General features: G+C 70.4%; 21 protein-coding genes. 11 read left to right on the top strand and 10 right to left on the bottom strand.

Annotated elements, in window-relative coordinates; all coding sequences use genetic code 11:
- Positions 1 to 22: 22 nt before the first annotated feature.
- Positions 23 to 1,414 carry a sigma 54-interacting transcriptional regulator gene (locus OIE67_RS54175; RefSeq protein ID WP_106240570.1) on the bottom strand — a complete coding sequence of 464 codons (1,392 nt, stop codon included), beginning with the start codon at positions 1,412 to 1,414 and terminating at the stop codon, positions 23 to 25.
- Positions 1,415 to 1,585: 171 nt separating this feature from the next.
- Between OIE67_RS54175 and OIE67_RS54180 the strand changes: the two genes are divergently transcribed.
- Together OIE67_RS54180 and OIE67_RS54185 are read left to right on the top strand one after the other, a co-directional pair.
- Positions 1,586 to 2,761: an FIST signal transduction protein gene (locus tag OIE67_RS54180; RefSeq protein WP_106241024.1), complete on the top strand. Its 1,176-nt coding sequence runs from the start codon at positions 1,586 to 1,588 to the stop codon at positions 2,759 to 2,761.
- Positions 2,762 to 2,843: 82 nt separating this feature from the next.
- On the top strand, positions 2,844 to 3,893 hold the full coding sequence (locus OIE67_RS54185) for an ROK family protein (protein WP_326635045.1): 1,050 nt from the start codon (positions 2,844 to 2,846) through the stop codon (positions 3,891 to 3,893).
- A gap of 88 nt (positions 3,894 to 3,981) precedes the next feature.
- On the opposite strand, the gene OIE67_RS54190 is transcribed toward OIE67_RS54185, so the two are convergent.
- From OIE67_RS54190 to hppD, 5 genes are all read right to left on the bottom strand, one after another.
- Positions 3,982 to 4,659 carry a hypothetical protein gene (locus OIE67_RS54190; RefSeq protein WP_326635047.1) on the bottom strand — a complete coding sequence of 226 codons (678 nt, stop codon included), beginning with the start codon at positions 4,657 to 4,659 and terminating at the stop codon, positions 3,982 to 3,984.
- Entirely contained in the window at positions 4,656 to 5,201 is a 546-nt protein-coding gene (locus OIE67_RS54195) for an RNA polymerase sigma factor (RefSeq protein ID WP_106240574.1), read from the bottom strand. Before OIE67_RS54195 ends, OIE67_RS54190 begins: the two co-directional genes overlap by 4 nt.
- A gap of 73 nt (positions 5,202 to 5,274) precedes the next feature.
- The gene (locus OIE67_RS54200) at positions 5,275 to 6,687 is read right to left on the bottom strand and encodes a M1 family metallopeptidase (RefSeq protein WP_326635050.1); all 1,413 of its coding nucleotides are present in this window, start codon (positions 6,685 to 6,687) and stop codon (positions 5,275 to 5,277) included.
- Between the two features lie 45 nt (positions 6,688 to 6,732).
- The gene (locus OIE67_RS54205; RefSeq protein WP_326635052.1) at positions 6,733 to 7,176 is read right to left on the bottom strand and encodes an RDD family protein; all 444 of its coding nucleotides are present in this window, start codon (positions 7,174 to 7,176) and stop codon (positions 6,733 to 6,735) included.
- A 34-nt stretch (positions 7,177 to 7,210) separates the two neighbouring features.
- Positions 7,211 to 8,320: a 4-hydroxyphenylpyruvate dioxygenase gene (gene hppD, locus OIE67_RS54210; protein WP_326635054.1), complete on the bottom strand. Its 1,110-nt coding sequence runs from the start codon at positions 8,318 to 8,320 to the stop codon at positions 7,211 to 7,213.
- A gap of 103 nt (positions 8,321 to 8,423) precedes the next feature.
- On the opposite strand from hppD, the gene OIE67_RS54215 reads away from it, so the two are divergent.
- On the top strand, positions 8,424 to 8,903 hold the full coding sequence (locus OIE67_RS54215) for an Lrp/AsnC family transcriptional regulator (protein ID WP_106240582.1): 480 nt from the start codon (positions 8,424 to 8,426) through the stop codon (positions 8,901 to 8,903).
- Positions 8,904 to 9,173: 270 nt separating this feature from the next.
- Complete coding sequence (locus OIE67_RS54220) at positions 9,174 to 11,165, top strand: transglycosylase domain-containing protein (protein ID WP_326635056.1); 1,992 nt, start codon at positions 9,174 to 9,176, stop codon at positions 11,163 to 11,165.
- Positions 11,166 to 11,308: 143 nt separating this feature from the next.
- On the opposite strand, the gene OIE67_RS54225 is transcribed toward OIE67_RS54220, so the two are convergent.
- Entirely contained in the window at positions 11,309 to 13,291 is a 1,983-nt protein-coding gene (locus tag OIE67_RS54225) for a thioredoxin domain-containing protein (protein ID WP_326635058.1), read from the bottom strand.
- A 107-nt stretch (positions 13,292 to 13,398) separates the two neighbouring features.
- Here OIE67_RS54225 and OIE67_RS54230 point away from each other — a divergent pair, with 107 nt between their 5' ends.
- Positions 13,399 to 14,547 carry a hypothetical protein gene (locus OIE67_RS54230; protein ID WP_326645796.1) on the top strand — a complete coding sequence of 383 codons (1,149 nt, stop codon included), beginning with the start codon at positions 13,399 to 13,401 and terminating at the stop codon, positions 14,545 to 14,547.
- Between the two features lie 69 nt (positions 14,548 to 14,616).
- On the opposite strand, the gene OIE67_RS54235 is transcribed toward OIE67_RS54230, so the two are convergent.
- From OIE67_RS54235 to mca, 3 genes are read right to left on the bottom strand one after another with little or no spacing between them, the layout of a single operon-like run.
- Entirely contained in the window at positions 14,617 to 14,913 is a 297-nt protein-coding gene (locus OIE67_RS54235; RefSeq protein WP_326635060.1) for a GNAT family N-acetyltransferase, read from the bottom strand.
- Positions 14,914 to 15,159, bottom strand: coding sequence for a hypothetical protein (locus tag OIE67_RS54240; RefSeq protein ID WP_326635062.1), 246 nt, complete (start codon positions 15,157 to 15,159; stop codon positions 14,914 to 14,916).
- Positions 15,160 to 15,205: 46 nt separating this feature from the next.
- Entirely contained in the window at positions 15,206 to 16,090 is an 885-nt protein-coding gene (gene mca, locus OIE67_RS54245) for a mycothiol conjugate amidase Mca (RefSeq protein ID WP_106240597.1), read from the bottom strand.
- 134 nt (positions 16,091 to 16,224) lie between these two features.
- Between mca and OIE67_RS54250 the strand changes: the two genes are divergently transcribed.
- From OIE67_RS54250 to OIE67_RS54275, 6 genes are all read left to right on the top strand, one after another.
- Positions 16,225 to 16,644: a DUF4307 domain-containing protein gene (locus tag OIE67_RS54250; protein ID WP_326635065.1), complete on the top strand. Its 420-nt coding sequence runs from the start codon at positions 16,225 to 16,227 to the stop codon at positions 16,642 to 16,644.
- A gap of 108 nt (positions 16,645 to 16,752) precedes the next feature.
- Positions 16,753 to 17,253 carry a transcription elongation factor GreA gene (gene greA, locus OIE67_RS54255; RefSeq protein ID WP_106240602.1) on the top strand — a complete coding sequence of 167 codons (501 nt, stop codon included), beginning with the start codon at positions 16,753 to 16,755 and terminating at the stop codon, positions 17,251 to 17,253.
- A gap of 122 nt (positions 17,254 to 17,375) precedes the next feature.
- The gene (locus OIE67_RS54260) at positions 17,376 to 18,530 is read left to right on the top strand and encodes a C40 family peptidase (RefSeq protein WP_326635068.1); all 1,155 of its coding nucleotides are present in this window, start codon (positions 17,376 to 17,378) and stop codon (positions 18,528 to 18,530) included.
- Positions 18,531 to 18,649: 119 nt separating this feature from the next.
- Positions 18,650 to 19,171, top strand: a complete 522-nt coding sequence (locus tag OIE67_RS54265; protein ID WP_106240605.1) for a hypothetical protein — start codon at positions 18,650 to 18,652, stop codon at positions 19,169 to 19,171.
- A gap of 213 nt (positions 19,172 to 19,384) precedes the next feature.
- Positions 19,385 to 21,214, top strand: coding sequence for a phosphoenolpyruvate carboxykinase (GTP) (locus OIE67_RS54270; RefSeq protein WP_326645798.1), 1,830 nt, complete (start codon positions 19,385 to 19,387; stop codon positions 21,212 to 21,214).
- 74 nt (positions 21,215 to 21,288) lie between these two features.
- Entirely contained in the window at positions 21,289 to 22,254 is a 966-nt protein-coding gene (locus OIE67_RS54275; protein ID WP_326635070.1) for a TIGR04222 domain-containing membrane protein, read from the top strand.
- Positions 22,255 to 22,317 lie beyond the last annotated feature (63 nt).

Genomic DNA, 22,317 nt, shown 5'->3' on the forward strand with positions numbered 1-22,317 from the left:
ACGCGGGAGAGCGCCCACATGTTCACGTGCGGTAAACGGTCACCCCGTCAAGGTCTTCCTTGGACAGGCGCCGCATCAGGTAAAGCCCTTCGAGAGCGAACTCCAGCGCCGCCGCGGCGTGACCGGGAGACTCCTCGCCGGCGCCCATCCCCAGCCGCGACATGACCTTGGCCAGGCCCGGGACGGGACCGATCCGGTGCAGCAGCTCGCCGGCCGGCACCAGCTCGCCCGACTCCACCTGGTTGCCCTCGGCGAACTTGTCGGTCACCGGCGACAGGTCCATGCCGCCCAGCCGGTTCCTGAACGTCTCGGCCGTCGCCCGGCGCAGCAGGTGGGCCAGGATCTCGGTCTCCCTGCCCTCCTCGCTGACCTCGAACTCCACCTTGCCGCGCAGGCTGTGCACCACGCAGGCCAGATCGACCACGCGGGCGACCGGCTTGTCCTCGCCGGTGAGCGCCGCCCTGCGGGTCGCGGAGGCGGCGGCGGTCTCGGCGGCGGCGATCGAGAAGCGCGCGGACACGCCGGAACGGGCGTCCACGGCGGTCGACTCGCGGACCAGCCGGGTGAAGCGGGCGATCACCTCGATCAGGTGCTCGGGGACGTCGGCCCCGATGTCCGGCACGGACTCCTGGCGGATGAGCGTGAGCTCGTCCTCGACGGTGAGCGGGTAGTGGGTGCGGATCTCGGCGCCGAACCGGTCCTTCAGCGGCGTGATGATCCGGCCCCTGTTGGTGTAGTCCTCGGGGTTGGCGCTGGCGATGAGCAGGATGTCGAGCGGCAGCCGCAGGTTGTAGCCGCGCACCTGGATGTCGCGCTCCTCCAGCACGTTGAGCAGCGACACCTGGATGCGCTCGGCCAGGTCGGGCAGCTCGTTGACGGAGAAGACGCCGCGGTTGGTGCGCGGGACCAGGCCGTAGTGGACGGTCTCGGGGTCGCCGAGCGTGCGTCCCTCGGCGATCTTGATCGGGTCGACGTCGCCGATCAGGTCGCCCACGGACGTGTCGGGGGTGGCGAGCTTCTCGCCGTAGCGTTCGTCGCGGTGCTTCCACGCCACCGGCAGCTCGTCGCCCAGCTCCCGCGCCATGGCCTGGCAGCGCGTGCAGACCGGGGCGTAGGGGTGGTCGTTGATCTCGCACCCCTCGACCACCGGCGTCCACTCGTCGAGCAGGCTGGTCACGGTGCGGATGAGCCGGGTCTTGCCCTGACCGCGCTCACCCAGGAGGACCAGGTCGTGCCCGGCGAGCAGGGCCCGCTCCAGGTGCGGCAGGACGGAGTCGTCGAAGCCGACGATGCCGGGGAAGCGCGGCTCGCCCGCCCGCAGCTTGGCGAGCAGGTTTTCCCGGACCTCGGCCTTGACGGTGCGATGAACGTGGCCGCTCTCTCGCAACTCGCGGAGAATACGTGGCTGATGCACGGGATCGAGACTACGTCCCCCATGCGGAATGTGTCAGAGAGTTTCGCAGCTGGCGGAGATTTCGGATCTTGACTATTGCGTGACGGTTCGTGCGCGTGCTTGTCCTTTTAGTGGGGAGAATCGGGCCTAGGGAACTTGGACATGTCGAGGGAGGCGAGATCCGTGGCCTTGATGACAAGCCGCTTCGCCGACGGCCTCGCCGTGGGTTCCGACCTGGTGGAGGCCGCGGAGAACGCCGTCGGTCAGGCACTGTCGAGGCTCAGCGGCCCAGCCGACCTGGTCTGCTTCTTCATCTGCGGGGACGATCCCGAGGACGTCGCGCGGGCCGGCCAGGCCGCGATGAAACTCGCGCCCGAGGCGCACGTGATCGGATGCAGCGCCACCGGAGTGATCGGGGACGGCCAGGGCGTCGAGCTGACGCCGGCCGTGAGCGCGTGGGCGGCCACCCTGGAGGGGGCGCGGCTGACCACGTTCGCGTTGGAGACGCTGACGGCCGAGGACAGATTCGTGGTGGTCGGGCTGCCCGAGCGCGGCGGCGACGACCACGTGGCGATCCTGCTGGCCGATCCGTACACCTTTCCGACCGACGCCTTCGTCGAGCGCTCGGTCGACGTTCTGGGCGACCTGCCGCTGATCGGCGGGCTGGCCAACGGACTGCAGGGCAGGGGTTCCGTACGGCTCTTCGCCGACGGCGAGATCTACACCGAGGGCGCGATCGGCGTGCTCCTCAGCGGCCCCGTGAAGATCAGCACGGTGGTCAGCCAGGGCTGCCGCCCGATCGGCCCGAGCATGGTGGTCACCGCGTCGGAGGACAACCTGCTGCTCGAACTGGCCGGCCAGCCGGCGCTGGCCCGGCTGGAGGACATCGTCAGCGACCTGGACGAGGACGACCGCGAGTTGGTCGCGTCCGGGCTGCAGATCGGCCTGGCCATGGACGAGTACGCCGAGCGGCACGAACGCGGCGACTTCCTCATCAGGGGGGTCATCGGCATCGACCCCGACCGCGAGGCCGTGGCCATCGGCGACATCGTCGAGATCGGCAGGACCGTGCGCTTCCAGGTCCGCGACGCCGCCACCGCCGACGAGGACCTCTACGACCTGCTCGACGCCCACCGGGAAGAGCTGGGCAAGGTGGACGGGGCGCTGCTGTTCTCCTGCAACGGGCGCGGCTCGGCCATGTTCGGCACCGCCGACCACGACCCGGTCGCGCTGCGCGACACGCTGGGGCCCATCGGGGTGGCGGGCTTCTTCGCGGCGGGGGAGGTGGGGCCGGTCGCCGGGCACAACCACGTGCACGGGTTCACCGCCTCGGTCCTGGTCTTCTCCAGCGCCGCCGGCGGCCCATGACGACGCACGTCGCGGCCGGACGCCGGTTCGCGAGGCCGCTTCCGGGGTGGCTCGCGAGGTCGCTTCAGAGGCCGCTTCCGGGGTGGCTCGCGAGGTCGTACGCCGTCGCGGGCCGCCGGTCGTGATCCTCGCGATCGACGTCGGCGGCACCAAGACGGCCGCCGGACTGATCGCCCCCGACGGCTCGGTGACCACGTCAGGACGGGCCACCACCCCGCAGGGCGCGGACGCGGAGACCCTGTGGCGGACGCTCGCCGACCTGGTCGAACCCCTGTCCGGGGAGGCCGAGGGGGTGGGCGTGGGCTGCGGCGGGCCGATGATCTGGCCGGACGGCGAGGTCTCGCCGCTGAACATCCCCGGCTGGCGCCGCTTCCCGCTGCGCGCCCGGCTGACGGCCCGCTTCCCCGGCCTTCCGGTACGGCTGCACAACGACGCCGCCTGCCTGGCCGTGGCCGAGCACTGGCGCGGGGCCGGGCAGGGGAGCCAGGCCATGCTCGGGATGGTGGTGTCCACCGGGGTGGGCGGCGGGCTGATCCTGGACGGGCGGCTGGTCGACGGCAGAACCGGCAACGCCGGCCACATCGGGCACGTGGTGGTCGAGCCGGAACGCGGGTCCCGCTGCGGCTGCGGCGGCACGGGCTGCCTGGAGACGGTCGCGAGCGGCCCCGCCCTGGTCACCTGGGCGTTAGCCCACGGCTGGACCCCGCACCGCGCTTCCATCGGCGACCACGGCGGGGGCCTGGGCGGAGCCGGTGAGCATGCGCGGGAGACGGGTGCGGGAGCGTATCGGGAGGACCGGCGGGTCACGGCGCGGGTGCTGGCGGCGGACGCGCGGGACGGGGACCCGGTCGCGCTCCGGGCGATGGAGCGGGCCGGGCGGGCGCTGGGCGTCGCCATCGCCTCGGCCACCCACCTGTGCGACCTGGACCTCGTCACCATCGGCGGCGGGCTGGCACAGGCGGGGGAGCCGCTGTTCCGGCCGCTGGAGGAGGCGCTGAGGCAGCACGCGCGCATGGGGTTCGCCCGCCGGGTGAAGGTCGTCCCCGCCGCCCTGGGGCAGGAGGCGGGCCTGGTCGGCGCTGCCGCACTCCTGCTGGCCGGAGACGCCTACTGGCCCCGTACGGACGCCTGAGGCGCCTTACGGCCGCACGAGGCCCGGCACCCCGTGCCGCTCGGGAGGGGCGCCGGGCCTCAAGGGACCGGCCGGTCCAGGAGAGCGCTCAGTCCCGCTCGGTGGTCAGGCCAGGCCCTCCGTCGTCCGTCCTGGAGTCGGTCAGGGGGCCGTCGCCCTGCCGGTCCGGGGCGAGGCCGTCGGACGGCGGCGGAGCCTGCACGGGGACGGCCTCGCACGGTGCGACCTCACCGTCGACGACCTCCAGAGCGGTCGCGAACGGCGGCAGGTCGTCGCCCGCCCCGCTCCTGGACACGGCCAGCACCAGCGTCGCCCCCTCCGGCACCTGCCCCTGCTCGATCGTGAACGTGATCCCCGAGCCGCCCTCGCCGACCCCGACGCCGGTCGCGAACCGCCCGGAGGCGGCCCCGTTCCGGCCGCGCGGCTGTTTGCAGATCCGCCCCTCGGGCAGGTAGTCCACCACGGCCTTGATCCCGGCCCCGGCCAGCTCGGACTCCAGCCCCTCCGGGTCGGTGAACGCGTTGATCCGCACGCTCACGCCACCGTCGGCGTCCTTGGTCACCGCGTACGCCGGGCTGCCGATGAGCCCGGTCAGCACCACCACCACCGCGGTGGCGGCCGCGACCCCCGCCACCGCTGCGGACAGCCCCACCAGGCGCCCGCGCGAGCGCCGCACCGGTGTCACAGTCGTCGCTCTGTCCTCCGCCGTCCTCGTCGTGATCTCTTCCTTGAGCGCGCCGAGCAGGCGATCTTCGAAGTTGCTCATGCCTGTCCTTCCAGGTACACGGCGGATGGCGAAGCGACGTTCTCCAAGGCACGTCTGGCCCGGTGCAGTCTGACCCGCGCGGTCACCTGCCTGATGCCCAGGGCTCTCGCGGCCTCCGTGACGGTGAGCTGATCGATCACCACGAGCTCCAGCACGGCGCGTTCGCCCTCGGGCAGGCCGTCCATGGCCCGCAGGGCGTCGCGCATCCGGCGCTCGGCGTCGATCCGTTCCTCCATCCTGGCGAGATCGTCGTCGTCCATCAGCCGGCGGCCGGCGACGCGGCCGGATGCCCGCGTCTCCCTTGCCGCCTTACGGTGCTGGGCGGACACGACGTTGCGCGCGATGCCGTACAGCCAGGCGGTCTCGCTTCCCCGGGTGGGCACGTAGGTGTGTGCCGAATCAAGGACCGCCAGGAAGATGTCGGCTGTCAGGTCGGCGGCGAGGTGAGGGTCGCTCACCCGCCGGACCGTGAATCGCATGACGGCATCGACGTGGCGGCGGTAGAAGGCCTCGAAGGCCTCGGGGTCGTCGTTGAGGCGCACTGGCCTCGCTCCCTTCGTCGTTCGCCCTTACATCAGTACTTGGACCGGGCGGCGGGGAGCGTTTCCTGGCAGGTCAGGTGGGGCGGCGGGGCTGGAAGAGCCAGGCGTCGAAGAGCGCGGTGAGGTCCTTGCCGGACAGGCGCTGGGCGAGGTCGATGAACTCGTCGGTGGTGACGTGGCCGTAGCGGTGGTCGGCGGCCCACGTCTTGAGCAGGGTGAAGAACGTGGCGTCGCCGATGGCCCCGCGCAGGGCGTGCAGGGTCATGCCGCCGCGGGTGTAGACCGACTGGTTGAACAGGTCGTCGGGCTTGGCGCGCCCGGGCGGGTAGGTCCACATCGGGTCGGTGGCGGGGCGTTTGAGCAGCTCGGCGAAGGTGGCTTCGGCGGTCTTGCGGCCCTTGTGCTCCGACCACAGCCACTCGGCGTAGGTGGCGAAGCCCTCGTTGAGCCAGAGATCCTTCCACCGCCTGATCGTCAGGCTGTTGCCGAACCACTGGTGGGCCAGCTCGTGCGCGATGATCGTATCGTCGGGGTCGAAGCCGCCGTAGAGCGGTTTGGTCTGGTTTTCCAGCGCGTAGCCGGCGGAGTAGTTGTCGACGACGCCGCCGGTCGAGGAGAACGGGTAGGGGCCGAAGATCGTCGACCAGTAGTCGGTCACCTCGGCGGAGGTGGTGTAGAGCTTGTCGAGCGAGGACTTGAACCGGGGATCGGTGGCGGCCAGGTTGGGGATGCCGCTCGCCGTGGCGCCATGGCGCAGGTCGAACTTGCCGAGCGTGGCCGTGGCCAGATAGCTGGCCATGGGGTGGCGCTCGCGCCAGCGGAAGGTGGTCGTGCCGCCCTTGGTGGCGGGCGCTCCGACGAGCTCGCCGTTGGCCAGGGCGGTCAGCCCGGTGGGCACGGTGATGGTGAAGTCGTAGGTGGCCTTGTCGGAGGGGTGGTCGTTGTTGGGGAACCAGGTCTTGGAGCCGTTGGGCTCGGAGGCCACGAAGGCGCCGTCGGAGGTCGGGACGAAGCCGTACGTGCCCAGGTTGGCGCTGTCCTTGGCCGGTTTCGGCGTGCCCGAGTAGGCGACCCTGACGGTGAACCCGGCCCGGTCGGCGATCGCCTTGGCGGGCCGCACGGTCAGCTCGTCGCCCTGCCTGCCGAACCGGGCGGGCGAGCCGTCGACCGAGACCTCGCGCACGTCGAGGCCGGACAGGTCGAGGTTGAAGCGGGACAGGTCCTGGGTGGCGGTGGCCTTGATGGTGGTGACGCCGGTGAGCCGCTTGGTGGTGGGCACGTAGTCGACGACCAGGTCGTAGTGGGCGACGTCGTAGCCGCCGTTGCCGTCCTTGGGGAAGTCGGGGTCGCCGATGCCGGGCGCGCCGGCCCGCCGGTCGGCGGCGGCCGGCGCCTCGTCGGCCGGCAGCGGCCCGTCGGCCGGTGAGCAGGCCAGCACGCTGACGAGCGCCGCGACCATGGCCATCCCGCGTCTGTTGACTCGCATAGGCGACCGGCCCCCTTCGGTTCGTGACCAGAATCTTACGCTGAGTCAGGCATTGACGACGACCGTCCTGGCGGCCTTGTCATGCAGTGCCTGTTTTCGGGGGTCGAAGAGGATCCAGCCGAGATCGAGCAGGCTGCCCACGCAGCAGAGCCAGGAGAGCACGCTCATCACGGCCTGCCTGACCGCCGCCTGGCCCACGCCGATCCGGCCGTCGTACTCGCTCACGACGCGGATGCCGAACAGCTTCTTGCCCAGCGTCTGCCCGTTCCAGAAGGCGTGCAGCAGCCAGAAGTACAGGAAGGCGAGCAGGCCGGTCATGAAGGCGTGCTCCACCGGGTAGCGGTCCCAGACGCCTCTGCTGCCGTCCCAGGCGTACTCCCAGCTCGTCCAGCTGAACGGCGCGGCGGCGACGGAGACGATGAGCCAGTCGAGGACGCCGGCGAACAGCCGCCGCCAGCGTCCCGCCAGCCCCGGTGGCGGCAATCCCATGATGTCTGGATGACCACCACTAAGTCGGGACAAACTAAAGGTTGCCTCTGCGTTCCTGCTCGCGCTCGATCGCCTCGAACAGCGCCTTGAAGTTGCCCTTGCCGAACCCGAGCGAGCCGTGCCGCTCGATGAGCTCGAAGAACACGGTGGGCCTGTCCTGCACGGGCTGGGTGAAGATCTGCAGCAGGTAGCCGTCCTCGTCACGGTCCACCAGGATCCCGCGCTTCTTCAGCTCCTCGATCGGGGCGCGCACCCGGCCGATGCGCTCGCGCAACTCGGGATCGTCGTAGTACGAGTCCGGCGTGTCCAGGAACCGGACCCCGGCCGCCCGCATGTGGTCGACCGTGGCCAGGATGTCGTTGGTGGCCAGCGCGATGTGCTGCACGCCGGGCCCGCCGTAGAACTCCAGGTACTCGTCGATCTGCGACTTCTTGCGGCTGACGGCCGGCTCGTTGAGGGGGAACTTGACCTTGCGGCTGCCGTCGGCCACGACCTTGGACATCAGCGCCGAGTACTCGGTGGCGATGTCGTCGCCGATGAACTCGGCCATGTTCGTGAAGCCCATCACCTTGCGGTAGAACTCCACCCACTCGTCCATCTTGCCCAGCTCGACGTTGCCGACGCAGTGGTCCACGGCCTGGAACAGCCGCCCGTTCCTGGTGCCGGGCGGCGCGACCAGCGGCTCGGCGGGGGCGTAGCCGGGCAGGTAGGGGCCGCCGTAGTTGGACCTGTCGACCAGCGTGTGCCTGGTCTGCCCGTACGTGGCGACGGCCGCGAGCACCACCTTGCCGTGCTCGTCCTCCGCCGTGTACGGCTCCACCAGCCCCTCGGCGCCCTGCGCGACGGCGTAGGCGTAGGCCGCCTCGACGTCGGGCACCTCGATGGCCAGATCGATCACCCCGTCGCCGTGCTCGGCCACGTGCCGCGCGAGCTCCGTGCCGGGGCGGATCGACCCCCTGAACTCGAAGGTGGCGCTGCCCGACCTCAGCACGTACGCGGCCTCGTCCTTGCTGCCGTTCTCCGGCCCGCGATAGGCGATCAGGCGCATCCCGAAAGCGGTCGAATAGTAGTGGGCCGCCTGCCTGGCGTTGCCCACGGCGAACACCACGGCGTCCATGCCGTTGACCGGAAAGACATCACTCATACCTCAAACAGTGGATTTAACTGTACGACTTGCGCAACAGTTACCTCGATGAGTGCACAATCTGCCTAGTCATGTGGCCGATCCTCCGCTAAATCTGTACAGCATGACGATCGACGAACTCGACGCCCGGCTGATCACCCTGCTGACCGCCGAGCCCCGCCTGGGGGTGCTGGAGTGCTCGCGGCGGCTCGGCGTGGCCCGTGGCACGGTCCAGGCCAGGCTCGACCGGCTCGCGGAGCGGGGGGTGATCACCGGTTTCGGCCCCGACGTGTCGCCCGCCGCCCTCGGCTACGACGTGACCGCGTTCGTCACGATGGAGATCAGGCAGGTGGCCGGGCACGATCCGGTGGCCGACCGGCTGGCCCGCATTCCCGAGGTGCTGGAAGTGCACACGATCACCGGTGACAGTGATCTGCTCTGCCGGGTGGTGGCGCGCACGAATGCCGATTTGCAAAGGGTTATCGATCGCATCGTCGACGTACAGGGCGTACTCAGGACTAATTCGATCATCGCCCTTGACACTCCGGTTCCCTACCGAGTGTTGCCTTTGGTCGCCGATGTTCCACGTCGTGAGGGCCGCTAGTCGTACTATCGCTGAGGGACGAGGCACCATTGTCGATCGTTTACCCTTGGCATTCGCCCAGCTTGCGGGGGTTGGGCGACGCTTGACGACGAGGGGGGTCGAGGGGTGCGGATCGGCGGTGGCAAAGGGATGCGGAAACGACGGATACTCCGGGTTCTCCTGATATCTATCGGTTCCGGGATCCTCGTACTGGCCGGGCTTTTCGCCATTGCCTGGGCATTGACGCCTATTCCCGATACGACCCAGAAACAAGCCACGGCGCAGGGCTCGGTGATCTATTACCGCGACGGCAAGACGGTGCTCGCGCGGCAGGGGATCGACCGCAGGAAGGTCGAGCTGGCCAAGGTGCCCAAGCACGTGCGCGACGCCGTCATCGCCGCCGAGAACCGCTCGTTCTACGAGGACGCAGGCGTCTCGCTCAAGGGCACCGGGCGGGCCGTGTGGTCCACCCTCACCGGGCAGCAGCTCCAGGGCGGCTCCACCATCACCCAGCAGCTCGTGCGCAACTACTACAGCGGCCTGAGCCAGGAACGTTCCGTCACCCGCAAGTTCAAAGAGATCCTCATCGCGATGAAGGTCGACCAGTCCAGGTCGAAGGACTGGGTGCTGGAGCAGTACCTGAACACGATCTACTTCGGCCGGGGCGCCAACGGCATCCAGTCGGCCGCGCGTGCCTACTTCGGCAAGGACGTCGAGGAGCTCAGCGTCTCGGAGGGCGCCTACCTCGCCTCGGTGATCCAGCAGCCCAGCCGCTTCGCCGCTCCCAAGGGCTCCGACCTGGCCGCCGCCCAGGAACGCTGGCGCTCCGTGATCGACGCGATGGGCCAGACGGGCGCGCTGCGCGCCGACGAGGTGGCCTCCCAGGTCTTCCCCAAGCTCAAGGCGCCGAAGAAGCCGTTCGAGCTCAAGGGCCAGGCCCAGTACATGCTGGAGCAGGTCACCGCCGAGCTCAACCGGCGCGGCTACTCCGACGAGGACGTCAACAGCGGCGGGCTCAAGATCGTCACGACGTTCGACAAGAAGCTCATGCAGGCCGCCGAGCGGGCGGTCTCCGAGGTCCTGCCCGACGGCACGCCCAAGAAGGTGCGCACCGGCCTGGCGGCCGTCGACCCCGCCACGGGCGAGGTCGTCGCCTTCTACGGGGGCAAGCCCTCCCAGTCGAAGTACTACGACAGCGCGTTCTCGGCCAAGGTCATGGCCGGGTCGACGTTCAAGCCGTACACGCTGGCCGCCGCGCTCGACAACGGCTTCGACCTGTCCACCCGGGTCGACGGCAACTCGCCGATGCACGTCGCCTCCGCCTCCCAGTCGATCCCCAACGACGGCGACCGTTCGTACGGGCAGATCAACCTGGTCAGCGCCACCCAGAACTCCGTCAACACCGCCTTCGTGGACCTCGGCCAGAAGGTCGGCCTGGACAAGGTCGCCAAGACCGCCGAGGCGGCCGGGATCCCGGCCGCCCAGCTCGACCAGCACGCGAACGCCGCCGCCTTCCCGCTCGGCGTGGCCTCCGTCAGCGCCGTCCAGAACGCCTCCGGCTTCGCCACCTTCGCCAACAAGGGCGTGCACATGGAGGCCCACGTGGTGAAGTCGGTCACCGACGCCGACGGCCGCGAGGCGGTCGTCAAGCCGCTGGCCACCAAGGCTGTGGGCGAGCAGGCCGCCGCCGACACCACGTACGCGATGCAGCAGGTCGTCAAGTACGGCACCGGCACCGCCGCCCGGCTCTACGACCGCCCGGTGGCCGGCAAGACGGGCACCACGGACGAGTCCAAGGCGGTCTGGTTCAACGGCTTCACCCCGCAACTGGCGGTCGCTGTGAACATGTTCCGCGACGACAACGCCACGGTGACGATCCCCGGCTACGGCACCCAGTTCGGCGGGCAACTGCCGGCGCAGATCTGGCGGGCGTTCATGACCGAGGCGATGGCGGGCAAGCCGGTCGAGGAGTTCCCCGAGCCGTCGGAGTACGGCTGGTCGCCCGACTACTCGGAGCCCGACCGGGGCCGGGGCGACCTGCCCGACCAGGAGTACTCGCCGCCTGCCGACCAGGACGACTGGGACGTCCCCGAGCCCGACTTCACCGGCGAGCCGCTGCCCGACGAGCAGCCCACGGAGGAGCCGCCGCCGGACGACGGGCGGCCCGACGAGCAGCCACGCGAGAGCTCACCGCCGGACACGCTGGTGCCCGACGCGCCGTCGATCCAGCAGGACGGCGGCGGCACGGAGGACGACAGAACCGGCCGCCGCCCGACCGGCTGACGGCCTGGTCGCGCGGCTGAGAAGCCGTCCTCGGCCCCGCTGACCGCGGGCTCGCGCGCCTGAGCGGCCGTCCTCGGCCCAGCTGACCGCGAGCTCGCCTGCCCGACCGGCCGCGCTCGGCCGGCCGGATGCGGCCGGCCGAGTCAGCGGGCCAGTTCGGCGCGTAGTTCCTCGACCGTCGTCACCGGCATCCGGCAGGTGAACTGCCTGCACACGTACGCCGCCGGCGCCCCGCCGACCGGCACACGCCCCTCCAGCAGGGCGGGGAAGACGGGTTCACCCCCGTCCGGCGCGTCGCCGTCACCCCTGCCCAGGGCCACGACCAGCCCGGGCGCGGCGGCCAGCAGCGCCTCGCGGTGCAGCGCCGCCGTACGCGGGTCGTCCGCCGGCCCGACCACGGCCACCTCGGCGGGCCCCGACAGTGCCGCCCGCGCCACGGCCAGCCCCCACCCCGCGAACCTGGCGTGCTGCGTGGCCAGCACCGACACGGTGCCCAGCGCGGCCTGCGCGCCCTCGCGGTGCCGGGCCGAGCCGGTCAGCGCCCCGTAGGAGAGCAGCGCCCCGGCGGCCGCGTACTGGCCGGAGGGGGTGGCGTTGTCCGTCGGGTCCTGCGGCCGCTGGAAGAGCCGCTCGGCGTCGTCGGCGGTGTCGTAGAGGCCGCCGGACCCGTCGGAGAACCGGTCGAGCACGGTGTCGAGCAGCGAGCCCGCCAGCCGCAGCCACCTGGCCTCGCCGGTGACGCCGTACAGGGAGATGACGCCCTCGGCCAGGTCGGCGTAGTCCTCCAGCACTCCGGCGTTGGTGCCCGCCCGGCCGTCCTTGGAGGTGCGCAGCAGCCTGCCGCCGGCCATGTGCGTCTCGGCGAGCAGCTCGGCCGCCGCCGTGGCCGCCGCCACCAGCTCGGGACGCTCGAAGACCGCGCCGGTCTCGGCCAGCGCCGCGATGGCCAGGCCGTTCCACGCGGCCACGACCTTGTCGTCGCGTCCCGGACGCACCCGGAGCTCGCGGGCGGCCAGCAGCCGCGCCCGCACGTCCGCGTACCGCTCAGGATCCTCCGGGTCGCGCAGCAGCTGCAGGACGGACGAGCCGTGCTCGAACGTGCCGGCCGGCGTCACCTCGAAGAGCCCGGCGGCCCACCGGCCGTCGTCCTCGCCGAGCACCTCGCGCAGCTCCTCGGGAGTCCAGACGTAGAACTTGCCCTCCACGCCCTCGCTGTCGGCGTCGAGGGCCGAGGCGAACCCGCCCTCCGGCGTACGCAGCTCGCGCAGCAGCCATCCGGCCGTCTCCAGCGCCACCCGCCGCGCGAGCTCGCCGCCGCCCGCCTTCCACCAGTGCGTGTAGACGCGCAGCAGCAGCGCGTTGTCGTAGAGCATCTTCTCGAAGTGCGGCACCACCCACGCCTGGTCCACGCTGTAGCGGGCGAATCCGCCGCCGAGCTGGTCGTACATGCCACCCCGGGCCATCGCCTCCAGCGTCGCGCCGCTCATCTCCCGCTCGCCCGAGCGCAGCAGGAACTCCAGCACCATCGACGGCGGGAACTTGGGCGCCCCGCCGAACCCGCCGTGGCCGGCGTCGAACGTCCGCCGCAGGTCGGCCACGGCCCCGCGCAGCGTCTCCTCGCCCGGCAGCGGCCCGGTGGGCAGCGTGGCGTGCGTGTTGAGCGCCTCCACCACCTTCGCGCCCTGCTGCAGCACGGAGTCCCTGTCGCCGGTCCACACCCGGTGCACCTCGGTGAGCAGGCGCTGGAAGGTCGGACGCGGGAAGTAGGTGCCGCAGTAGAACGGATGCCCGTCGGGCGTCGCGAACACCGTCATCGGCCAGCCGCCCTGCTGCGTCATGGCCTGCGTGGCGCCCATGTAGACGGCGTCCACGTCGGGCCGCTCCTCGCGGTCGACCTTGATGTTGACGAAGTGCTCGTTCATGAGGCGCGCTGTGCCGGCGTCCTCGAAGCTCTCATGGGCCATGACGTGACACCAGTGGCAGGCCGAGTAGCCCACGCTGATGAGCAACGGCACATCACGCCGGCGCGCCTGCGCGAACGCCTCCTCGCCCCACGGATGCCAGTCGACCGGATTGTCGGCGTGCTGGAGCAGATAAGGGCTGGTCGCGTCTTTCAAGCGGTTCATGGAAGCCTCCCCTGCCAACCCTAGACGGCGACGGCGACATGCCCGGGAGGGCGGGGCGGGGCGGCTGACTCGGGTGCGGGGGACGGCGTAGGTTACGGGGCGTGGATATGGACTTCCTCCGCGCTCACGCCGGCCGGCCCGCGAGCGGGATCACGCGCAGGGACGTGGCGCGCGCGTTGCTGGCCGTGCCGTCGGGGGTCGCGCTGGTGGCGCTGCCCGACCTGCGGCGGGCCATGATGGCGGCGGGCAACCCGCTCTCCCTCGCGTTCTGGGAGTCGGCCAAGGCGACGCTCAGCTCGATCGAGGCGGGTGTGGCCACGGTCGGTGACGTGCAGCGGTGGGTCGAGGCGACGGGGACCGAGCCGATCCTCGTGACGCCCGGCTACTTCGTGTGGCCCGAGGAGGACGAGCGCGGGCCCGTGGCCACGGAGATGTTCGCGCGGCTGGTGGCGTACCTGGAGGAGCGGGTGGCGGCGGGCGAGGTCGATCCCGACGCGCTGGCGGCCGGTGACAGGGAGGCCAGGCAGGCGTACGAGGAACTGCAGGAGCGCTGGCTGAGCACGCCGCTGCCCGACGGCAGGGTGCCGGGGTTCGCGGTGAGCGACGAGCAGGACGAGGAGCTGTTCGCCGCCTGGGACGAGGAGGAGGCGTTCGCGCTGTCGGAGCTGCGGCGCATCATGGCGGAGCTGCCCCAGCGGCCTGAGCTGCCCGTGGCGGAGCTGGAGGCGGCCGCCACGCGGTTGCGGGCGCTGCTGGCCCTGCCCGGCTACCCCGGCAGCGTGCTGCGCGCCTGTGCCGGGTTCGACGAGCGGCCGGTGCCGGACGACGACGTGGAGCTGTGGCTGGCGGTGGCGGCGGGCGTCGCGGGGCCGGTGTCCGACCTGTCGGAGGGCGGTGACGTGCTGGAGGAGTTCGCCGACCTGGAGGGGGAGCTGGGTGAGGAGGACACGGCGCTGGCCAATCTCTGCGCGATCCAGCACGCCGACTGGCTGGCCGGGGTGGCGGCGCTGGTGCGGCTGGGGCCGGGCGTGCTGGCCTCGCCGGAACGGATGGCGCGGCTCATCGCCGAGTCGGAGGACATCGACAGCGACGAGCAGGACGAGGACGACCTCGGCGCCACGGAGGGGCTGTTCGCGTCGGTGGTGAGCCTGTGGGCGCACCTCGGCATCGTGGACGGGAGCGAGGTGCTCACCCGGCTGGGCTGGTGGGGGCTGCCGCAGGCGTTGGAACGTGCCTGGTCCCCCGCCGTCGAGTGAGGACCCGTCGGGAGTACGTCCTCCCCGCGAGTACGACCCCGTCCAATGGGCTCTGGCTGGACGACCCCGTCAGGCGGTGCGGTCCGGGGCGTCCACGAGGTCCTTGAACTCGGGGTGGCGTTCGATGTATTCAGCCACGTACGGGCAGAGCGGCACGACCCGCAGCCCCGTGTCGGCGCTCATCTGCAGGGCCTGGCCGACCAGCTTGCCCGCCAGCCCCTGCCCCTCGTAGGCGGGCAGCACCTCGGTGTGGGTGAAGACGACCTTGGTGGGCAGCAGCCGATAGTCGGCGAACCCGGCGACCTTGCCGTCCAGGAGGATCTCGAACCGGTTCTCCGTCGTGTTGTCGACGATTTCCATCGGCATCTATTCGGCTTTCTTGTCAGCGACGACCTTGTCGTCGGCCCCGTCGGCCCGATCGCCGGCGCCAGGAGCGTCGTCGGACGCCCGGCCGTCGGCGGTCTCGTCGAGTTCGCTCTCGCGCGGCACCTGGATCTTCGTCATCTGCTTGTTCATCGACTTGATCAGGAAATAGAGGGCGAACCCGATGAGGGCCACGACGACGAAACCGAGGACGCCCGGGCTCACGTCACCAGCTGCTAGAACGGTCACCCTTCCAGTCTGCCACCGGGGGGTCGTGCTCCGGCCAGGGGTGCCGTCAGTGGCAGGCGGGCTCGACCTCGTCGGCGTGGATGCCGGCGAACAGGTCGTCCTCGGGCGTCTCGGTGTCGACCAGCGAGCGGGCCAGGTGGTAGTCCTCGGTCGGCCAGATCTCCTGCTGGAGCTCGCGCGGGCAGACGAACCAGAAGCCGTCGGGGTCGACCTGGGTGGCGTGCGCCAGCAGGGCCTCGTCGCGGATCTGGAAGTAGTCGCCGCACGGCACGCGCGTGGTCACCGGCCACTTGGCGGGGCGGTCCTCCCAGCGGGCGATCCAGTCGGAGTAGGGGGAGCCGAGGCCGCGCTCGGTCATCGCCTCGTGCAGCGCCTCGAAGCGCTCCTTGGTGAAGCCCATCTGGTAGTAGAGCTTGAGCGGCTGCCACGGGTCGCCGGCGTCCGGGTAGCGGTCGGGGTCGCCGGCCGCCTCGAAGGCCTCGACGGAGACCTTGTTCGTCATGATGTGGTCGGGGTGGGGGTAGCCGCCGTCGTCGTCGTACGTGATGATCACGTGCGGCCTGAACTCGCGTACGGCGGCCACCAGCGGGGCGGCGGCGTCCTCCAGCTTGTGCAGGGCGAAGCAGCCCTCGGGCAGCTCCTCCTCCTCGTTCTCCGGCAGCCCGGAGTCGATGAAGCCCAGGAAACGCTGCTCGACGCCGAGGATCTCGCGCGCCCTGGCCATCTCAGCCCTGCGCACCTCGCCGATGTTGGCCACGATCTCGGGCCGGTCCATCTTGGGATTCAGCACGGAGCCGCGCTCACCGCCCGTCAACGTACAGACCAGCACTTCCACGCCTTCGCGCACGTAGCGCGCCATCGTCGCGGCACCCTTGCTCGACTCGTCGTCGGGGTGGGCGTGGACGGCCATCAGCCTCAGCGGTGCACTCACGAGCTCGATGCTCCTCAGTCGGGACCAGTCAGTCGCCCAGAGAGGTTAGTTTCTGCTGGGCGGTCGCGAGGGCACACCCCCCGCGGGCGACAATTGTCTCGGATAACGCTGAGGGAGTGCAGGGAGATTCCGCCATGGCCACCAGAGATGTCGAGAACGGACCGGTTCTCGGCACCCCCGACGACTTTCCCGACCGTCCCAAGCGAGGTGGCCGGCTCGTCGTCCACGTCGTGATCGGCGTGCTGGTCGCCATCATCGCCGGTGGGTGGGGCTACGTGATGTGGTCGATGACCGCGGGCGGGTCGGAGGCGCCGTCGCAGGTGATCACGTTCGAAGTGCTGGGGCCGAGCCGCGCGGAGATCACCTTTGAGGTGTACAAGGCAGACGATAGGGTGGCCGTCTGCCGGATCAGGGCGCTGGACGTCGATCACGCGGAAGTGGGCAGCAAGGAAGTAAGAATCCCGGCTGGTGAGGGTAGTAAGCAGCTCAAGGAAAGCCTCGACACGAGCGGTCAGGCGACTTCCGTCCACATCCAGTACTGCAATCTCGTATAGTGAGACATTTGGGGAAGCGTTCGAGCGGTTAACTTGTTAGCCTTTCGCAATTCAACCGTACGCATCCTCAAGTGATCTCAGGGCCCCCTAGGCAAGCAAGGAGAACCCGTGGCCGACTCTCGCGATGAGAACGTCACCTGGCTGACGCAGGAGGCGTACGACCGCCTGAAGGGGGAGTACGAATACCTCTCCGGCCCCGGGCGCGTCGACATCGCCAAGAAGATCGAGGCTGCCCGCGAAGAAGGCGACCTGAAGGAGAACGGTGGCTACCACGCCGCCAAGGACGAGCAGGGCAAGATGGAGGCCCGGATCTTCCATCTCCGCCAGATCCTCGACAACGCCCAGGTGGGCGAGGCCCCCAAGGCCGAGGGCGTGGTCGGGCCCGGTATGACCGTCACCATCAGGTTCGTCGGTGACGATGACGAGGTCACCTTCCTGCTCGCCTCCCGCGAAGAGAGCGGAGCGCCGATCGACGTCTATTCGCCCAAGTCCCCGCTGGGCTCGGCGATCAACGGCAAGAAGATCGGGGAGAAGGCGACCTACTCCATGCCCAACGGACGGCAGAACACCGTCGAGATCCTCGAGGCTGTGCCGTACATCGGCAACTGACCCCCCTGGACGACGACCGCCGGGCCCACGCTGGCCCGGCGGCATTTTCGCATTCGTCCGGAATTCGGCAAGACCTCAGTTTCTTAGTCAAAACCCGTAAGCGGCGTAACACACTCAAACTCGTGCCATTCATCGTGGTGGCGCTCGTGGCGGTGATGACCGCCGACGTGCTGCTGCTGACGCAGGCGCGCACGACCGTCGAACCCGTCGCGGTACGCGCCACGCCGAAGCAGTCGCTGCTGGCCGAGAAACGCCCCCAGGAACAGCGCCCCCAGGAACAGATCAGGACCCTCCAGCCGGTCGCGCCGCTGGGCAGACTGCACAAACCCAACCTGTTCGTGCTCACCCGCCGGCCGTTCACCAACGCGTCGTTGCAGAAGGTCGCCAAACTCTCCGGGGTACGCGCGCTGGAGCTGGCCGACGCGGCGTCGATCACGCTCGACGGCAAACGGGTGCAGACCCTGGCCGTCAACCCCTCCACGTTCCGCGCCTACACCCCCAAGGTGACCGCCGCGTCCGACGCGCTCTGGCAGAACGTGGCGGCCGGTGACGTGGCGGTCTCGTTCGTGCTGGGCAACGACGGCGGGCTCACGCTGCACCGCCGGGTGCCGGCGGGCTCCGCGGGCAACCTGCGCATCGGCGCGTACGCCACCACGGGTTTCGGCGCCGTGGACGCCGTCGTGTCCAGGGACGTCGGCCGCACCCTCGGGGTGCCCCAGAACAACGCGCTCATCGTCAGCGCGCCCAAGGCCGACTCCGACACCCTGCGCAGGCGGATCCTGAAGGTGCTGCCCAAGGGCACCCAGGTGGCCATGGTCAACCCCGTGCTGCCCCGGCCGCGGCAGAACGTGGCGCGCAACTGGCCGGCGGGCTCGTTCATGACCGGCGAACAGCTCACGGTGGCGCTCAGGGCGGCCGTGTCCAAGCTGGGTCGCCCGTACGTCTGGGGCGCCGAGGGGCCCGACACCTTCGACTGCTCGGGCCTGGTCCAGTGGGCCTTCGCGCAGGCCGGGGTGCGGATGCCGCGGGTGACGCACCAGCAGTGGGTGACCGGGCCGCAGGTGCCGCTCGCCCAGGCGCAGCCGGGTGACCTGCTCTTCTGGCGCAACGACCCGACCAACCCCCAATACATCTCGCACGTGGCGATCTACTGGGGTGACGGGAAGATGCTGCACGCGCCGCGCACCGGGGACGTGGTCAAGATCGTCCCGGTGAACCGGCGCAACCTGGCCGGAGTCGTCCGCGTCAGCCCCGTCGCAGCGGCGGGCGTCCGTTAGAGCCTTCGGGCGGCGTCAGGGCCTTCGGGCGGGCGCCGAAGCCTCCGGGGACGCGCCTCATGGACAGTCTTCGCTATCCCTTCCGTGCATCGGCGCCGCAACTATGTAATCTTGATTACATGGCAACAGAAGATGCGACCGCGCAGGTTCGCGGCTGGTTCACCGGGCGACTGCCCGAAGGATGGTTCACCGGCGCGCCCGAGATCGTCAGGGACCGCGAGGAGATCGCGGTGCTCGGCACCCTGCCCGACCCGCCCGAGGACGTGCCGGAGTCCGAGCGCGCCGCGCTGATCGAAGGACTCGCCGTCAGGTTCAGGGAGGAGACGCGCGAGCGGCGGATCGAGATCGCCAGGGAGGCCGAGCGCAAGTTCCGGCAGAAGGTCTCCTGGGGCGTCGTCTGCGGCGGCGAGACTGTGATGTTCACCACACTGTCCGTGCCGGTCATGACCCGCTTGCGGCAGGCCGAACGCCAGGTGCTCGACACGCTCGTGGCCGCCGGCGTGGCCAGGAGTCGCAGCGACGCGCTCGCCTGGTGCGTACGCCTGGTGGGCAGCAACACCGACACCTGGCTGACGGATCTGCGCGACGCCCTGCAGCACGTCGACCGCGTTCGCTCCGCCGGCCCGGACGTCAATTCCTGAGATAGCGCAGGGGAAACGGCGCCGACATTGGACTAAACCACTTCGGAAATTGGTTTAGACCAGCCGAATTGGACTGGACCAGTGCTCGGAATTACTTCTTTTAAATCCGCTCGGCCTGGGTAGGCTTCCCCAATCGTCAAGGCTTCTGCCTGCGGCGACGGCCTGGCCAAGAGGTCTATGCCAATTGGCTTTCCGGTCGCCTCGTCGTTAATGATGACTGGGCCTTGGAAGAGTGGAGGAGTCACCGCCGTGTCCGTTTCCGTGGAAGTAACCGCACCCACCACCAATAGCGAATTGCGGGCGTGGGTGAGCGAGATCGCAGCCCTGACCCAGCCCGATCGCATCGAGTGGTGCGACGGGTCTGAGGAGGAGTGGACACGCCTGACCAACCTCCTCGTCGAGCAGGGGACGCTCACGCGCCTGGCCGCCAGGCCCAACAGCTTCTACGCCAAGTCCGATCCCGGTGACGTGGCGCGGGTGGAGGACCGTACCTTCATCTGCTCCGAGCGGGAGGAGGACGCCGGGCCCACGAACAACTGGATCGCCCCTGACGAGATGCGGGAGACGTTCGGCGAGTTGTTCAAGGGCTGCATGCGCGGCCGGACCATGTACGTCGTGCCGTTCTGCATGGGCCCGCTGGGCGGCGAGATCTCGCAGCTCGGCGTCGAGATCACCGACTCCGCGTACGTCGCCGTCTCCATGCGGGTGATGACCCGCATGGGCGACAGGGCGCTGCGCCTGATCGAGGAGCGCGGCGACTTCGTCAAGGCGGTGCACTCCGTCGGCGCGCCACTCGAACCCGGCCAGGACGACGTGGCCTGGCCGTGCAGCAGGACGAAGTACATCAGCCACTTCCCCGAGACCCGCGAGATCTGGTCCTACGGCTCGGGCTACGGCGGCAACGCCCTGCTCGGCAAGAAGTGCTACGCGCTGCGCATCGCCAGCGTCATGGCCCGCGACGAGGGCTGGCTGGCCGAGCACATGCTCATCCTCAAGCTCACGCCGCCGTCCGGCGAGACCCGCTACATCGCCGCCGCCTTCCCCAGCGCGTGCGGCAAGACCAACCTCGCCATGCTCCAGCCCACGATCCCCGGCTGGAAGGTCGAGACGATCGGCGACGACATCGCCTGGATGCGCTTCGGCGACGACGGCCGGCTCTACGCGATCAACCCGGAGGCCGGCTTCTTCGGCGTCGCCCCCGGCACCGGCCAGGTGACGAACGCCAACGCGGTCAAGACGCTCTGGGGCAACAGCATCTTCACCAACGTCGCGCTCACCGACGACGGCGACGTGTGGTGGGAGGGCCTCACGGAGCGGCCTCCCGCGCACCTGACCGACTGGAAGGGCCGCTCGTGGACGCCTGACAGCGACGAGCCCGCCGCCCATCCGAACGCCCGCTTCACCACCCCGGCCGGGCAGTGCCCGACCATCGCACCCGAGTGGCAGGACCCCAAGGGCGTGCCCATCTCGGCGATCCTGTTCGGCGGCCGCCGCGCCACCGCCGTACCTCTGGTGACAGAGTCGCTGAGCTGGGAGCACGGCGTCTTTCTCGGAGCCAACGTCGCCTCCGAGAAGACCGCCGCCGCCGAGGGCAAGGTCGGCGAGCTGCGTCACGACCCGTTCGCCATGCTGCCGTTCTGCGGCTACAACATGGGCGACTACTTCGGCCACTGGATCGACGTCGGCCGCCGCGAGGGCGCGCGGCTGCCGCGCATCTACTACGTCAACTGGTTCCGCAAGAACGCCGAGGGGAAGTTCATCTGGCCGGGCTTCGGCGAGAACAGCCGCGTGCTCAAGTGGATCGTCGAGCGGCTGAACGGCGAGGCCAAGGCCGTGCCCACCGCGATCGGCCTGCTGCCCGACGACCTCGACACCGAGGGCCTGGACCTGCCCGACGAGGACCTGCGCACGCTGCTGAGCGTCGACCGCGAGGTGTGGCGCGAGGAGGCCGCGCTGATCCCGGCCCACTTCGACAAGTTCGGCAGCCATCTGCCGAAGGAGCTGTGGGACGAGTACAACGCGCTGCTCGACCGCCTCGGCTGACGGTATCTCCCTTGTGCGGTACGGCGGATGCCGTCTAACTTGACGCACTGTCGTACCGCGAGGGAGGCCCGCCCGTGGACTCGATCCTGCTCATCGCCGCCATCGGCATGTTCCTCGTGGTCAGCCTGGCGGGCCGGCGGGTCGAACGCGAGCGCCGCCGCGTCGGCGAGCGCGAGCCGAGCGGCACGGGCCACCGGCTGAACCACTATGAGCTCGCCTACCTGGCGGGCGGCCCGAGACGGGCCGTCAACACGGCGCTGGCCGTCCTCGCGACGGCCGGCGCCGTCCGCGTGTCCAGGGGCTCGCAGGTCACGCCGGTGCACGGGGCGCGTCCCTCGCCCGAGCCGCTGGAGCAGGCCGTGCTGGACACGCTGGCGGCCAGGCCGGGCGGCTGCCGGGCCGGCGAGCTGCGCCGCGAGCTGGAGCGGCATCCCGCCCTCACGGCGCTGGCCGCCGGGCTGGAGGCACGCGGCCTGATCGTGTCCCCGGAGGCGTACGGCACGGCGTGGCGGCTGCGGGACCGGCTCAAGTGGATCACCGCGGGAGCCGCCGGCTATCTGGGGCTGCTGATCGTGCTGGACAACCTCGACGTGGCGGGGGAGGAGACGTCGTTCGTCGGCGCGCTGTTCATCGCGGCGGTCACCCTGGTCACGGGGCTCGTGGCGCTCGCCCAGCAGGATCGGCGCCTGCACAGCGTCACCACCAGGGAGGGCCGCGCCGTCCTGGTCGCCGCCCGCGGCCACCACCCCAGAGGCGTGCGCGACCCCGCCTCGCTGGCCCTGGCGGTGGGCGTCCCCGTCGCCCTGTACGGCCTCCAGGACGCCGGCGACCAGGCACTCTGCGACGAACTGTCCGTGGGCGACCCCCAGGGCGACTGCGCCGGCTCGTGCGGCACCCACCACGGCGGCGACGGCACCACGTTCGGCACCGACTCCTACGGCGGCGGCGACTTCGGCGGCGGTGACTCGGGCGGCGGTGACTCGGGCGGCGGGTCGAGCTGCGGATCCAGTTGCGGGTCGAGCTGCGGAGGCGGCAGCTGACCGAGGATCGGCGGGTGCCGCGAAAGACCGGGGGGCGGCCGGGCAGGCGGCGGAAGCCCGGCG

It is taken from the genome of Nonomuraea fuscirosea (genome assembly GCF_035917475.1).
Taxonomy (GTDB): domain Bacteria; phylum Actinomycetota; class Actinomycetes; order Streptosporangiales; family Streptosporangiaceae; genus Nonomuraea; species Nonomuraea fuscirosea.